This window comes from Sagittula stellata E-37 (assembly GCF_039724765.1).
Taxonomy (GTDB): Bacteria; Pseudomonadota; Alphaproteobacteria; order Rhodobacterales; family Rhodobacteraceae; genus Sagittula; species Sagittula stellata.
Genome location: NZ_CP155729.1, coordinates 120,603 through 134,319 on the forward strand (window position 1 = coordinate 120,603; position 13,717 = coordinate 134,319).

15 protein-coding genes are annotated in these 13,717 nt (G+C 65.2%); 8 read left to right on the forward strand and 7 right to left on the reverse strand.

All coding sequences use genetic code 11. The annotated features are described in order from the left end of the window. Positions 1 to 199 precede the first annotated feature (199 nt). Together ABFK29_RS00610 and ABFK29_RS00615 are read left to right on the forward strand one after the other, a co-directional pair. Complete coding sequence (locus ABFK29_RS00610; protein ID WP_005858213.1) at positions 200 to 1,018, forward strand: ABC transporter permease; 819 nt, start codon at positions 200 to 202, stop codon at positions 1,016 to 1,018. Beyond that, the gene (locus ABFK29_RS00615; protein WP_005858215.1) at positions 1,015 to 2,313 is read left to right on the forward strand and encodes an NAD(P)/FAD-dependent oxidoreductase; all 1,299 of its coding nucleotides are present in this window, start codon (positions 1,015 to 1,017) and stop codon (positions 2,311 to 2,313) included. Before ABFK29_RS00610 ends, ABFK29_RS00615 begins: the two co-directional genes overlap by 4 nt. 57 nt (positions 2,314 to 2,370) lie before the next feature. Here ABFK29_RS00615 and ABFK29_RS00620 read toward each other — a convergent pair whose 3' ends face one another. From ABFK29_RS00620 to mbfA, 6 genes are all read right to left on the reverse strand, one after another. Continuing rightward, entirely contained in the window at positions 2,371 to 3,285 is a 915-nt protein-coding gene (locus ABFK29_RS00620) for a DMT family transporter (protein WP_005858217.1), read from the reverse strand. A 402-nt stretch (positions 3,286 to 3,687) separates the two neighbouring features. Next, complete coding sequence (locus ABFK29_RS00625; protein WP_005858219.1) at positions 3,688 to 4,074, reverse strand: hypothetical protein; 387 nt, start codon at positions 4,072 to 4,074, stop codon at positions 3,688 to 3,690. Positions 4,075 to 4,096: 22 nt separating this feature from the next. Next, positions 4,097 to 4,873 (reverse strand): DUF6478 family protein, encoded by a 777-nt coding sequence (locus tag ABFK29_RS00630; protein WP_005858221.1) that lies wholly within the window; start codon positions 4,871 to 4,873, stop codon positions 4,097 to 4,099. Positions 4,874 to 5,036: 163 nt separating this feature from the next. Then, positions 5,037 to 5,618, reverse strand: a complete 582-nt coding sequence (locus ABFK29_RS00635; protein WP_005858222.1) for a hypothetical protein — start codon at positions 5,616 to 5,618, stop codon at positions 5,037 to 5,039. 5 nt (positions 5,619 to 5,623) lie between these two features. Further along, positions 5,624 to 7,357 (reverse strand): dihydroxy-acid dehydratase, encoded by a 1,734-nt coding sequence (gene ilvD / locus ABFK29_RS00640; protein ID WP_005858224.1) that lies wholly within the window; start codon positions 7,355 to 7,357, stop codon positions 5,624 to 5,626. Positions 7,358 to 7,460: 103 nt separating this feature from the next. Further along, positions 7,461 to 8,435 carry an iron exporter MbfA gene (mbfA, locus tag ABFK29_RS00645; protein WP_040604462.1) on the reverse strand — a complete coding sequence of 325 codons (975 nt, stop codon included), beginning with the start codon at positions 8,433 to 8,435 and terminating at the stop codon, positions 7,461 to 7,463. A 174-nt stretch (positions 8,436 to 8,609) separates the two neighbouring features. Between mbfA and ABFK29_RS00650 the strand changes: the two genes are divergently transcribed. From ABFK29_RS00650 to ABFK29_RS00675, 6 genes are all read left to right on the forward strand, one after another. Then, positions 8,610 to 8,786: a hypothetical protein gene (locus tag ABFK29_RS00650; protein WP_005858228.1), complete on the forward strand. Its 177-nt coding sequence runs from the start codon at positions 8,610 to 8,612 to the stop codon at positions 8,784 to 8,786. A 76-nt stretch (positions 8,787 to 8,862) separates the two neighbouring features. Further along, positions 8,863 to 9,525 (forward strand): TetR/AcrR family transcriptional regulator, encoded by a 663-nt coding sequence (locus tag ABFK29_RS00655; RefSeq protein WP_005858230.1) that lies wholly within the window; start codon positions 8,863 to 8,865, stop codon positions 9,523 to 9,525. A gap of 35 nt (positions 9,526 to 9,560) precedes the next feature. Beyond that, the gene (gene fghA / locus ABFK29_RS00660; RefSeq protein ID WP_040604502.1) at positions 9,561 to 10,391 is read left to right on the forward strand and encodes an S-formylglutathione hydrolase; all 831 of its coding nucleotides are present in this window, start codon (positions 9,561 to 9,563) and stop codon (positions 10,389 to 10,391) included. A 5-nt stretch (positions 10,392 to 10,396) separates the two neighbouring features. Beyond that, positions 10,397 to 10,855: a YaiI/YqxD family protein gene (locus ABFK29_RS00665; RefSeq protein WP_005858234.1), complete on the forward strand. Its 459-nt coding sequence runs from the start codon at positions 10,397 to 10,399 to the stop codon at positions 10,853 to 10,855. After that, the gene (locus tag ABFK29_RS00670) at positions 10,852 to 11,472 is read left to right on the forward strand and encodes an HAD family hydrolase (protein ID WP_005858236.1); all 621 of its coding nucleotides are present in this window, start codon (positions 10,852 to 10,854) and stop codon (positions 11,470 to 11,472) included. The genes ABFK29_RS00665 and ABFK29_RS00670 overlap by 4 nt, the downstream gene beginning before the upstream one ends. After that, complete coding sequence (locus tag ABFK29_RS00675; protein WP_005858238.1) at positions 11,469 to 12,398, forward strand: alpha/beta fold hydrolase; 930 nt, start codon at positions 11,469 to 11,471, stop codon at positions 12,396 to 12,398. Before ABFK29_RS00670 ends, ABFK29_RS00675 begins: the two co-directional genes overlap by 4 nt. A 16-nt stretch (positions 12,399 to 12,414) precedes the next feature. On the opposite strand, the gene ABFK29_RS00680 is transcribed toward ABFK29_RS00675, so the two are convergent. After that, positions 12,415 to 13,665, reverse strand: coding sequence for an MFS transporter (locus ABFK29_RS00680; RefSeq protein ID WP_005858240.1), 1,251 nt, complete (start codon positions 13,663 to 13,665; stop codon positions 12,415 to 12,417). Between the last annotated feature and the right edge of the window lie 52 nt (positions 13,666 to 13,717).

Below are 13,717 nucleotides of genomic sequence, written 5' to 3' on the forward strand. Positions count from 1 at the left end.
ACACCGGCCACGCCACGCGCACGACAGGCACCCGTGCCGCTCTGCCCGGCAATCGCCTCCCGGCCCGCAGCTTCATCTTGGCACAAATACCTTGGGGGGAGCCGAAGGCGGGGGGCAGCGCCCCCCTCTCCGACCGCCACCGGTACGGACCGCCCGCACAGCCGCGCAACACAAGGCCCAACCGCTCGGGAGCCGCCGCATGAAACGCTTCTCCTGGTTCAACGCCACCGCCCTGACGCTGGGCTTCGCCTTCCTCTACCTGCCGATGGTCGTGCTGGTCATCTACTCGTTCAACGCCAGCCGCCTCGTGACCGTCTGGGCCGGCTTCTCGACGCAATGGTACGCCGAACTCTTCCGCGACCAGGAATTCCTCGACGCCGCATGGGTCACGCTGCGGGTCGCCTTCTTCTCCTCGACCATCGCGACGGTCCTCGGCACCATGGCGGCGCATGTGCTGATCCGGACCGGCCGTTTCCGGGGCCGGACGCTTTTCTCCGGCATGATCTACGCGCCCCTCGTCATGCCCGAAGTCATCACCGGCCTCTCGCTGCTGCTGCTGTTCATCGGCATCGGGCTCGACCGTGGCGTGCTGACCGTGGTGCTGGCGCACACCACCTTCGCCATGTGCTACGTATCGGTGGTGGTCTCGTCCCGCCTTGCCACCTTCGACACCGCACTGGAGGAAGCAGCCCTCGATCTCGGCGCCACCCCGTTCGAGGCCTTCCGCTTGGTGACCCTGCCGATCATCGCACCTGCGGTGATCTCCGGCTGGCTGCTCGCATTCACCCTGTCGCTCGACGACCTGGTGATCGCCAGCTTCACCACGGGCCCCGGCGCCACGACCCTGCCGATCAAGATCTTCTCGGCCGTCCGCCTCGGTGTAAGCCCGCAGATCAATGCGCTCTCGACCCTGCTGATCGTCTTCGTCGCCATCGGCGTCATCACCGCTTCTCTGGTGACCAAACGGGCCGCCGTACAGCGCGCGCGCGAAGAGCGCGCCGCCGAAACCACCTCGTGATCCGGCTCTACGAACCGGCGGCCTACACGCGTGATCCCGGCAGCTACTGGACCGGCACGGTCACGCCCCCGGCGTGGCCGCGCCTCGACGCAGCCTTGCAGACCGATGTCGCCATCATCGGCGGCGGCTTCACCGGGCTGAACGCCGCTCTGACCTTGACGCAGGCCGGCACCCGCACCGCGCTGTTCGAGGCCGAGAGCCCCGGCTGGGGCGCCTCCACCCGAAACGGCGGCTTCTGCTGCATCGGCGGCGCGCTGGTGGGCGAAAAGGCCCTGACCCGCCGCCATGGCGCAGCCCAGGCCGCCCTCTGGCACGACACCCAGACCGCCGCCGTGACCCATGTTCGCGGCTTCCTCGACAGCCACGGCATCGACGCCGACACACACTCCGATGGCGAGACGGAACTGGCCCACACCGCGCGCGCAATGTCGGCCCTCCGGAAGGAAGCGGAGGCCGACCCGACCGCCCGCCTCACCGAACGCCGCGACCTCGCCGCCGAGGGCATGGCCGGGCCGTGGCATGGCGCCCTCACCCGCGCCACGGGCTTTGCCCTCAACCCGGCGAAATACCACGCGGGCCTCGCCCGGGCCGCCGCCGACGCGGGGGCAAGTCTTTTCGCCGACAGCCCCGTCTCCGCGCTGAAGCGCAATGGCAGATGGCAGCTGACCGTCAATGGCCGGACCGTCACCGCCGACCGCGTCATCCTGGCCACCAACGGGTATTCCTCCGAGGATCTGCCCCCCTGGCTCCGCGCGCGCACCCTGCCGGTGCAAAGCTCCATCCTGCTGACCCGCCCCCTCAGCGACGCCGAGGCCGAAGACGCCGGCTGGACCACCGCACAGATGGCCTACGACTCCCGCCGCCTGCTGCATTATTTCCGCCGCCTGCCCGACGGCCGGATGATGTTCGGGATGCGTGGCGGCCTGACCGCCCGCCCGTCCGAGCAGGCGGCCATCGCGAAACGCATCCGGACGGACTTCGCCACGGCCTTCCCGGCCTGGGCGGATGTGGAGATCACGCACGAGTGGTCCGGTTTGGTCTGCCTGATGGCCAGCGGCCACCCCTTCATCGGCGCCGTGCCAGATCACCCGGGCCTTCACGCGGCACTGGGATTCCACGGCAACGGCGTCGCCATGGGCAGCTTTGCGGGCCACGCACTGGCCAGTGCCCTCCTTGGCCAGCCAATCGACCTTCCCGGCTTCCTCTCGAAGCCACCGAAGCGGTTCCCCTTGGGTCGCCACAGGCGCGCCCTTCTGCGCCCCGCCTACCGGATCGCGGAAACCCTCGATCTCTGAACCCCAGGATTTTTCGAAGAAAAATCTTCCCGCGGCCAAAATCTTCGAACGAAGATTTTACCCCTGCGGCGTCATGTTCGAACGCGCCTGCCCTCGTTTCAGGCCCAGTTGGCGTTCGCGCCAGATGATGAGCACCCCGGCCAGCACGATGATCGCCGCGCCGATCAGCACGCTGGCCGTCGGCACCTCGTCGAACACTGCGTAGCCAAAGAAAACCGCGAACAGGATCGACGCGTATTCGAACGGCGCCAGCACCGCCGCGCCCGCGAACCTGTAGGAAGACGTCAGGAAGATCTGCGCCACGCCACCGATAACCCCCGCAGCCACCAGCATCCAGACCACCGCCCAGCCCGGCCAGGTCCAGCCGAACGGCACGGTCAACAGCGAAAACAGCGTCGCCGTCAGCGAGAAGTAGAACACGATGGCCGAGGTCTCCTCGCTCGACACCATGCGGCGGATCTGGATCTGCGCCAGGGCCCGCATGACCGTCGACACCCCGATAAAGATCAGTCCCATCATGGCAGCATGGTTCCAGGCGTCTGGCGACAGGCGCGGCCACAGCGCGATGGTCACGCCCGCAAGGCCCAGCAGGACCGCCGACATCCGGAAAAGGCGCAGGCGTTCTCCCAGCATCAGCGCGGCCAGGATCACTGTCAGCATCGGTGCCGCGTAGCCCAGCACCGTGACTTCCGGCAGCGGCAAGAGCCCCAGGGCCGCGAAGTTGCAGCCCATGGCGGTCACCCCCACCAGTCCGCGCCAGACGTGCATCAGGGGCCGTTTCGCCTTGAAACCGGTGCTCAGGTCGCCGCGCAGGGTCAGCCACAGGACGATCACCGGCATGGCAAAGAACGACCGGAAGAACACCGCCTGCCCGGCGGGCACTTCGCTCGAACTGGCCTTGATGAGGGAGGCCATGATCGTAAACAGGAAAACGGAGGCCAGCTTCAGCGCAATGCCGCGCATCGGTGACATGTGGGGGGTCCTTTCGAATTGACGCCACCGTGAACCCCGGACGGGGAAAGGTCAATCTGCCTGCCCCGTTTTACATGCCCTCGGCATGGGAAAACCCAAAAAGGTTAACGCGGAAATTGTCGATGCAACGGTCGCGCTGCATCAACGCAGGCAAAAGGTTACCAACCGGCCGGTTCGACCGCCTCAACCGGCCGGTTCACCGGTAACGGCCAGGCAACCAAAGTGAAGATCTTCATGCACCCTTGTGGACGGACGCGCCCGCGCCGCCACATCTGGCCTGCGCGCGCCCCGTTACTCTACCGGGCGCACCATGCAAGAAGACCGGGTGTTACCGCGCGTTCACCAGTTCGGCCAGATGGCCGTCCGGGCGCCATTGTAGCCGCATTGGAAACGATCAGGCCCTCAGGACGTTTCCAGGCAATGCCGCCGGAACGCTCTCTTCAGCATGTCCAGTTCCGCGCGCAGCAGATCGACCTCGGCCCGGATGTCGTCGCCCAGCGCCTCACCCGAGATCAGAGAGAAGCTCTGCAACACCGCGTTCGTGGACGCATCGGTGATCAGAAAGGTCTGCACGCCGTCGCCGATCGCTTCGGGTGGAACCGGCACCTGCAACAACCAATGCGCGCCCGTTTCCCGCGCCTTGCCCGCGACTTCGGTCACCATCACACCGGCCACCGGCTCATCGTTCAGCGTCACTTCGACGTCCGGGGCCGCAGCGCCTTCCGTGCTCAGAACCCCTTCCCAGAGCCCTTCCCGGAACCGTGTCTTCGTCAGGGTGAATGCGCTCATGCTTCGGCCTCCTTCCGGCGGGTCACAGCGCCGCGCGCTTGCGGCGGCTGAACGTCAGATCGCGAAGGATCACCTGGTTCATCTCCGGCCCTTCGAAGATCAGGTCGAGCCAGATCTTTTCCACCCGCTTCTCGTTCAGCTTGGTGTAGGCAAGGTCGAATTCGACGTGGATCTCTTCTTCGTTTAGCGGCAGTTCGCGAACGATCTGTTCCGTGTTCGGACCATGTTTGATGTTCAGTCTTGCAAAGATTTCAAGGGGTTTCTCCATCTCCACGATGGTCTCGATCCGGATCAGGTGGCTGCGTTTCAACCCCTGCGACGCCTCCTGCGGCAGGTCGATGGCCAGCGACAGGTAGGACCCGTCGAAGCGGAAGACATCCATCCGCAGACCATAGGCCGCGAGATCCGCCTCCCGCATGTTGCGGATCTGGCGCAGAGTCAGCTCCGAGTGGACGCAGTCGTGAAAGAGCGTGGCTTCCCCGCCCAACATGCTTTGCGTCTCGACCGACGAGATGCCCGGCGTCCGCAGCGGCCCGCACCACAGTTCCGGCCGCCAGGACCAATCGGCATCGACCGGGCGCGGAAAGGCCTGATTGCCGATCATCGGCAGGGCCAGCCGCTCTTCCGCGACGTGGATCAGCCGGTCGAGCTGGGCGCGGAGGCGCCGGGCCCGGTTGCGGCTTTCCCGCAGAGCGGCAATATCCATGTCCGGGGCCGCATGCGCCGCCTGCGACCAGCGCCTCAGACCCGCGGCAAAGACCAACTTGTCCAGCAATCCCTGCCGCTGCCCTGTTTTCATTCCGTGCCGTGTCCCCGAGCGTCTTTTGCATCTTCCGAATACGACCGTTCGTTTCGGGTTCGGAAACCAGTATGGCTTAGACGTACGTTCGGATAAACGCGAAAAACCACAATATTCCTATGCTTTTCCTTGTACTCACCCGCGCGGCGGCTTCACCCTTCCTTCACGGACTGGCGCGTACGATAAGGTCACGCACCTGCCTCAGCATCCGCGCCCCGTCGCGACCGGCCAGGGCATCGCCCTCCGGCGCGTAAAGCGCAAGACCGATCATGTGACCGCCTTGAAGGAAGGCACCGCGCCAGTACCGCTTGTCGCCCTCGCTCAGCATCTTGTCGCCGCCGCCTCCAAGGTGGGCCAGCGCAAGCCCGTCCTGCTCATAGGCCCCCAGCAACGGCGCGCCGGCGGCCTTCGCCAAGGCAGCCGGGTCCGGCACGACGCCCTCCGGGTCCTTCGGTCCCACGGTTACCGTCACGATCGCCGGCGGCACGTTGTAGCCGGTCTGCCCCCCCGACAGTATAAAGCACGACGCGATCACGGCGACGCCCTGTCCGTTGCGAGACCGTGAGGTTTCCGGATCTATGCAATAACCTTCCGGCCCCCTCACCACGACGGCGCCCCCCGCGAGGGCGATCTTTTCCGGCGGTGGTGTGCTGCCCGACGACGCCGCCGTCAGGCCCCCGTCCGGCATGTCGCAGGCGGCCAGCCAAAGCGTCGCCGCAAGGACCGAGAGGAACGTTCCCCGCATCGTCGTCAGAGATCGGCGTAGACGTGTTTCTCCGCCTTGCCACCTGGATGGGTGACGGCGCCTTTGTATGTCTCCCCAACGAGTTGCGCATATTTCCACAGCGACCCGGAGGCATAGATCGTGTCCCGCGGCCCGCTCCAAGCGTCCTTGCGGGCCGCCAGTTGCTCGTCCGTCAGGTCCACGGACAGCTCTCCGGTCTGTGCGTTGATGGTGATGACATCGCCGGTTTCCACCAGCGCGATCGGCCCGCCGTGCGCCGCCTCTGGGCCGACGTGGCCCACGCAGAAACCGCGCGTCGCACCGGAAAAGCGGCCGTCGGTGATCAGTGCAACCTTCTTGCCCATACCCTGCCCGGACAGGGCGGCGGTGGTAGCCAGCATCTCGCGCATGCCGGGGCCGCCTGCGGGGCCCTCGTTGCGGATGACCAGCACCTCGCCCTCCTTGTAGGCGCGCATCTTGACCGCTTCAAAGCAGTCTTCCTCGCATTCGAAGACACGCGCGGGACCGGTGAACACCTGGTCCTCCGCCGCGATTCCCGCGACCTTCACGATGGCGCCCTGCGGGGCGAGGTTGCCCTTCAGGCCCACGACGCCGCCGGTCTTGGTGATCGGCGTTTCTATGGGATAGATGACTTTGCCATCGGCCTCGCGCTCGATCAGGTCGAGTTCCTCTCCCATTGATCGCCCCGATGCGGTGATGCAGTCCTCGTGGATCAGGCCCGCCTCGCGCAGCTCCTTCATCACAACCGGAACGCCACCGACCTCGTAAAGGTCCTTGGCCACATAGTTGCCGCCGGGCTTCAGGTCGACGAAATAGGGTGTGTCGCGGAAGATCTCGCACACGTCGTCTAGGAAGAATTCCAGCCCTGCCTCATGTGCGATGGCGGGCAGGTGCAGACCGGCGTTGGTCGAACCGCCGGTGCAGGCGACCACCCGCGCCGCGTTTTCCAGAGACTTCATCGTGACGATGTCGCGGGCGCGGATGTTGCGCTCCAGCAGGTTCATCACGGCGATGCCGGACGCGGTGCCGTACTGGTCGCGGCTTTCGTAAGGCGCTGGCGCGCCGGAAGAATTCAACAACGCAAGGCCGATGGCCTCGGACACGCAGGCCATGGTGTTGGCGGTGAACTGGCCGCCGCAGGCCCCGGCCGAGGGACAGGCCGCCTTCTCGATGGCGCGCAGTTCCTCGTCGGAGTTGGCGCCCGCCTGGTGCTTGCCCACGGCCTCGAACACGTCCTGAACGGTGATGTCGCGGCCCTGGAACTTGCCCGGCATGATCGACCCGCCATAGATGAAGACCGACGGCACATTGAGCCGCACCATTGCCATCATCATCCCGGGCAGTGACTTGTCGCAGCCCGCAAGCCCCACAAGCGCGTCGTAGCAGTGGCCGCGCATCGTCAGCTCGACCGTATCGGCGATGGCTTCGCGAGAGGCCAGCGAAGCACGCATCCCCTCGTGGCCCATCGCGATGCCGTCGGTCACGGTGATGGTGGTGAATTCGCGCGGCGTGCCGGAGGCTTCCTTGACACCCAGCTTCACCGCCTGCGCCTGCCGGCTCAGCGAGATGTTGCAGGGCGCGGCCTCGTTCCAGCAGGTCGCGACACCGATAAGAGGCTGATGGATCTCTTCTTCGCTCAACCCCATGGCGTACATGAAGGAGCGATGCGGCGCGCGGGCGGGACCCTCAGTGACGTGACGGCTGGGCAGTTTGGTCTTGTCAAACGGACGCTTGAGCACGGCTATTTCCTCCCGGTAATTGTCACATCCGGCATATCCTCAGTCCCCCAACGGGGCAAGCGAGTCATGGTATACCAAATGTGAAAGGCCGGGAGGCGCGCCTCTAGCCCGCGCCGATCAGGGCGCCAGCACCGAACACCAGCGCCCCGCCAAGCACCACCTGGAAGGCCGCACGCAGGAAAGGCGTCTCCATGAAGCGGTTCTGGATCCAAGCGATGGCCCAAAGCTCGACGAAGACGACGATGCTGGCGACGATGGTCGCGGTCCAGAAATGCGGGATGAGGTAGGGCAGCGCGTGGCCCAGACCGCCCAGCGTCGTCATCACACCCGAAGCGATGCCGCGCTTGACCGGAGACCCACGCCCCGACAGCGCGCCGTCGTCGGAGGCCGCCTCTGTGAAGCCCATCGAAATCCCCGCGCCCACCGAAGCCGCCAGACCCACGAGAAAGGTCGTCCAGGTGTTATGCGTCGCAAAGGCCGTGGCAAAGATCGGGGCGAGGGTCGAGACGGAGCCGTCCATCAACCCGGCGAGTCCCGGCTGCACCCAGGTCAGGAGGAACTGGCGTTTTTCCAGATCGTCCTCCGATTTGCGGGAGTCGGCATCGAGGTGCGTGTCCTCCAACGCCTCGGCGGCCTTCTGGTGCCCGGCCTCTGCCGCAGCCAGATATCCCAGCAGTTTGCGAGTTCCGGCGTCCGTGGTGCGCTGCGCGGCAGCGATATAGAACCGTTCGGCATCCCGCTCCATGGCTTCGGCTTCCGTGCGGATCCGTTCGAGGGAGAGGTTCTCCACCAGCCAAACGGGCTTTCGGGCATAGAAACCGGCGACATGTTCGCGGCGGATGAGTGGAATGACTTCGCCGAACCGCTTACGGTGCAGTTCGATCAGGGAGGCGCGATGCTGGTCTTCTTCCTGTGCCATGCCGTCGAAAATCGCGGCGGTATCTGGGTACTCGGCGCGCAGCCTTTCGCCGTAACTGCGATAAATTCGGGCGTCGTCCTCTTCGGACGAAATCGCCAAGGCCAGCACTTCCTGTTCGGAAAGATCGCTGAAACGCCGACGCTGCATCGAAAACCGCATGTCACACCTCTCTTTAGATCGGTTCTAAACTATACGCCGGCGCGCCCGCCGCAAGAACGAATTCTATGCGTGGCCAATTCGCCGCATTGCAGCATCATACCCTTGACTTCGGCAGATCAATGCAACAAATCTAAACCGAACCGTTCAGTTCATAAATAACGCCGGAGATTCTCCATGACACGCCTTGTCACTGCCGCCCTGCTTGCCGCTTCTGTACTCGCTGCACCCGCGTTCGCCGATGTGGGCCCCTCGTTCCTGCCGAACCTGACCTTCCCGGACAATGGTCCGAAACCCACAACCTCGACCCAGGGCGAGGTCTGCATCCTGAGCCAGCCCGCCGAATGCAAGTAATCATTGTTCAGTTGCGGCGACTTGCCGGAACTGAACCGCGCGGTTTATACATGCCTTCTACCACAGGAGGGGCCACATGACCGCGGGACGAACTGCAGAAGCCCGGGCTGACGAAACGGCCCGGGATCGTGCACAAGACATCCGGAAGGGCCGCAAATACGATCAGGTTCTGGCCGGAGCGCAGGAAGTCTTCATGCGCGACGGTTTCGAAGGTGCCTCCGTCGACGACATCGCCCGCGAGGCCGGGGTCTCCAAGGCGACGCTCTACAGCTACTTCCCCGACAAGCGCCTGCTTTTTCTGGAGGTGACCTCGGCCCAGTGCTGCAAGCAGGCGGACGAGGCGCTCTTGGCCATCGATATGACCCACACGCCGGAACACGTTCTGCGCCAGGCCGGGCACCGCATCCTGACCTTCATACTGTCGGACCTCGGACAACAGATATTCCGCATCTGCGTGGCCGAAGCCGACCGCTTCCCCGAACTTGGCCGCCAGTTCTACCAGTCCGGGCCGATGATCGCCAAGCGCGCGCTTTCGGGATATCTGGATGTGGCCCGTACGCGCGGCGAGATCGTCACCGACGACGTGGCGCTGGCTTCGGACCAGTTCGCCGAAATGTGCAAGGCCGATCTCTGGCCCAAGGCGGTGTTCGGTCTCCAGACGGAGTTTTCCCAATCCGAACGCGACCGGATTGTGGATGGTGCTGTCGCCACCTTCATGGCACGTTACGGCGCAAAGTGACCCCTTCGAAAGGAGCCGCCGCCATGACAAAGGCCATCAAAACCGTATCCGAGAACCGCTGCTTTGGCGGCGTTCAGGGTGTCTACAGCCACGAGTCCGACGCCACGTCCTGCGAGATGACCTTCGGCCTATTCCTGCCCGAACAGGCGGCGCACGTTCCCGTGCCCGTGCTGTGGTATCTGTCCGGCCTGACCTGCACGCATGAGAACGCGATGACAAAGGCCGGGGCGCAGGCATGGGCCGCCGAGTACGGTATCGCGCTGGTGTTCCCCGACACGTCGCCGCGTGGCGAAGGTGTCGCCAACGACGATGCCTATGACCTCGGCCAGGGCGCGGGTTTCTACGTAAATGCCACACAGGCGCCCTGGGCGCCGCACTTCCGCATGTGGGACTACGTGGCCGAGGAGCTGCCCGCGCTGATCGGCGCCAACTTCGCCATCGATCCTGAGCGGCAGGCGATCACCGGGCATTCGATGGGCGGGCACGGTGCGCTGACGCTTGCCATGTCCCTGCCTGGCCGCTTTGCCTCCGTCTCGGCGTTCGCGCCGATCGCCAACCCGACACAATCCGACTGGGGGACCAAGCAGCTTGGCGCCTACCTTGGCGATGACAAGGCAGCCTGGGAAAAGCACGACAGCGCGTTGCTGATGCGCGAGAAGGGGTTCGACGGCCCGGTGCTGATCGACCAGGGATCGAATGACCAGTTCCTCGACCTGCTCAAGCCGGAGGCGCTGGCAGAAGCGATGACCGCCAAACGGCAGGACGGTGTTTTCCGGATGCAGAAAGGCTACGATCACAGCTATTTCTTCGTGTCGTCGTTCATGGAGGACCACGTCGCCTTCCACGCCGAGGCGATGCTGGGCTGAGTACCGTGACCACCCTTTACATCGACGCCGACGCCTGCCCTGTAAAGGACGAGGCCGAGCGCGTGACCACCAGGCACAAGGTGCCGATGAAGCTGGTGTCGAACGGCGGTATCCGCCCCTCGCGCAACCCCCTGGTGGACATCGTCGTGGTGTCCGCCGGTGCCGACGAGGCGGACATGTGGATCGCCGATCAGGCCGGGCGTGGCGACGTGGTGGTGACCAACGACATCCCACTGGCGGCGAAATGCGTGGAGGCCGGGGCACAGGTGCTGCGGCCCGACGGCTCTGCGCTGACCGGCGCCAACATCGGCGCGCAACTGGCGATGCGGGACCTGGCTGCCGATCTGCGCGCGGCCGATCCTTTCAGGCAGGGCGGTGGCAAGGCATTCACGAAGGCCGACAGGAGCCGTTTTCTGGACGCGCTCGACAGGGCGTTGCGCGTGGCTGTGAAGGAACAGCGATGACCATTGAAGCCGTGATCTTCGACGTCGGCAACGTGCTGATCGAATGGCAGCCCGAACGCTACTACGACCCGAAGATCGGGGCCGACCGCCGCGCCGCGATGTTCGCGGAGGTCGACTTGCACGGGATGAACGACGTCGTCGACAGGGGCGCCGATTTTCGCGACACGATCTATGCCTGGGCAAAGAAGTATCCCCGCTGGCAGGAAGAGATCCGCCTGTGGCATGACGACTGGCTGGAAATGGCCAAACCCGAGATTCCGCATTCCGTCCGCCTGCTGGACGCGTTGAACGCCAAGGGCGTGACGACCTTCGCCCTGACCAACTTCGGCATCGGGACCTGGGCCATCGCGACCCCGGTCTACGGTTTCCTGAACAGCTTCAGCCATGCGTACGTCTCGGGCCACATGGGCGTGACGAAACCCGACGCGCGTATTTACGAGATGGTCGAAGAGCACTCCGGCATCGCGCCCGGAAAGCTTCTGTTCACCGACGACCGGGCCGAGAACATCGCGGCTGCCGCTGCGCGCGGCTGGCACACACATCTGTTCGAGGGACCGCAAGGCTGGGCGGATACGCTGGTGTCCCATAGGCTTCTGACGCCCGACGAAGCGCGGTGAGCACGGCGGCGACCCTCGCCGCACTTGCCCTCGCCGGGCTGCCCACCGTGCGCGAACTTCGCCGGACACCGCGCAACGCTCACTTCCGCCAGCAGGCGCCGGGCCGCTTCGCCGAACTGTCTCAGGGGCGCACGCATTACGATTGGCTCGGCCCCGAGCGCGGCGCGACTGTGGTTTGCGTGCACGGTCTGACCACACCGTCCTACGTCTGGCTCGGGCTGGCACGGCATCTCGTGGCCATGGGATTCCGGGTGCTGGTCTACGATCTCTACGGGCGCGGCTATTCCGATGCCCCGAGGGGCCCACAGACACCCGGCTTCTTCACGCGACAACTGTCGGACCTGCTGGAGCACGAGGCGCTGACCGGTGATTTTACTCTTGCGGGCTACTCCATGGGCGGGGCCATAGCGGCGCATTGGGGGGCCGCAAACCCCGACCGCTTGCGCCGGGTGATCCTGCTGGCACCTGCGGGCATGGGGCACCGGTCTGGGGCCACGGCACGTTTTTGCACCGAATGGCCGCTGGCGGGCGACTGGCTGTTCCATATGGCCTATCCGACTCAATTCGCCCGCATCGCCCGGTCAGCTGACGATGCCGAAAGCAGCATCGACGATATTGCCGGACTTCAGGTCGCGGAACTGCGGCGGCGCGGATTCGTAAGGTCGGTCTTGTCCTCGCTGCGCGGCACACTGCGGGGAACCGCGGAAGAGGCGCACCGCGCCCTCCACGCGGCACAGGTGCCCGTAACCGTGATCTGGGGACGCGACGACACGGTGATCCCGCTTCGCGCCATGGGACAGCTTGCCCAGTGGAACCGCCAAGCCCGTCAGGTGGTGATCGACGGGGCGGGTCATGGCCTGCCCTGGACGCATACCGACAAAGTGGCCGAGGCGATCCGCGAGACGTTGGAAGCCGAGACTGCCTGACAGTCTCGGCAGACGTTCAGGCGGTCAATGCGCCTGCGGACGGGGTGGTGCGGTTCTCTTTCACCGGCAAGTGCACCAACGCGCTGAACGCACCGACACCGACGCCGATCCACCAGACCATGGTGTAGTCGCCGAAGACGTCGTACATCCGCCCGCCCAGCCACACGCCGAGGAACCCGCCAAGCTGGTGGCTGAAAAACACGATGCCATAGAGCGTGCCCATGTAACGGAGCCCGTAGAGGTGCGCGATCAGGCCGGAGGTCAGCGGCACCGTCGCCAGCCACAACGCGCCCATCACGGCCGAGAACACCAGCACCGATGCCGGGGTGATCGGCAGCATGATGAACGCCGCCGCCGCGACGGTCCGCGCCAGGTAGATGAACGCCAACAGGTACTTGCGCTGGAAACGATTGCCCAACCAGCCCGCCGTCAGCGTACCTGCGATGTTGAACAGCCCGATCAGCGAAATCGAAATGGCCCCCAGCGCGGAGGTGGTGGTGATCCCCATGCCCGACAGGATGCCCCCCGCCATGATTGGCGAGCACAGCTCGGTCACGAGGGCGGGAAAGTGCGCCGTGACGAAAGCCAGTTGGTAGCCGCAGGAAAAGAAGCCGAGGAAGATCATGGTGAAGGACGGGTCGCGGAAGGCCCGGCCAAGGATCTCACCCATGGTTTCCTCAAGCTCCGCCTTGGAGGCCGCAGCCGGGGCGCGCATCATCGGCAGCGTCAGCAGCACGGCAAGAACCGCGCCTGCGAAAACGACGAAGACCATCTGCCAGGACATCACACCCAGCAACGCTTCTGCCACCGGCGCACCGAAGACCTGACCGGCGCTGCCCGCCGCAGTGGCGATGGCGAGCGACATCGAACGGTTCTCGGCGCTGGACGCGCGGCCCACCACGGCCAGGATCACGCCAAAGCCGGTGCCCGCAACGCCGAATCCGACCAGCACCTCCCACGCCTGCATCGCAAACGGCGTTTCGGCAAAGGACGACATGACAAGGCCAGCCGCATAGACCAGCGCGCCGATGACGATGGCCTTCCGGTCGCCGATCTTCTCGGCCACGGCCCCGAACAGCGGCTGCCCGATTCCCCAGGCGAGGTTCTGAATGGCGATGGCGAGCGAGAACTCCGCCCGCGCCCAGCCGAATTCCTCCGCGATGGGGATCTGAAACACACCAAAGCTGGCCCGGATCGCGAAGCTGACCATGATGATGACGCACCCGACAACCAGTACGGGCGTGACGATGGGGGCGGGTCTGTCCATAATCGTTACTCCTGCAGCGCAGCACGATGAGAAACGCAGATCCCGAAATAGG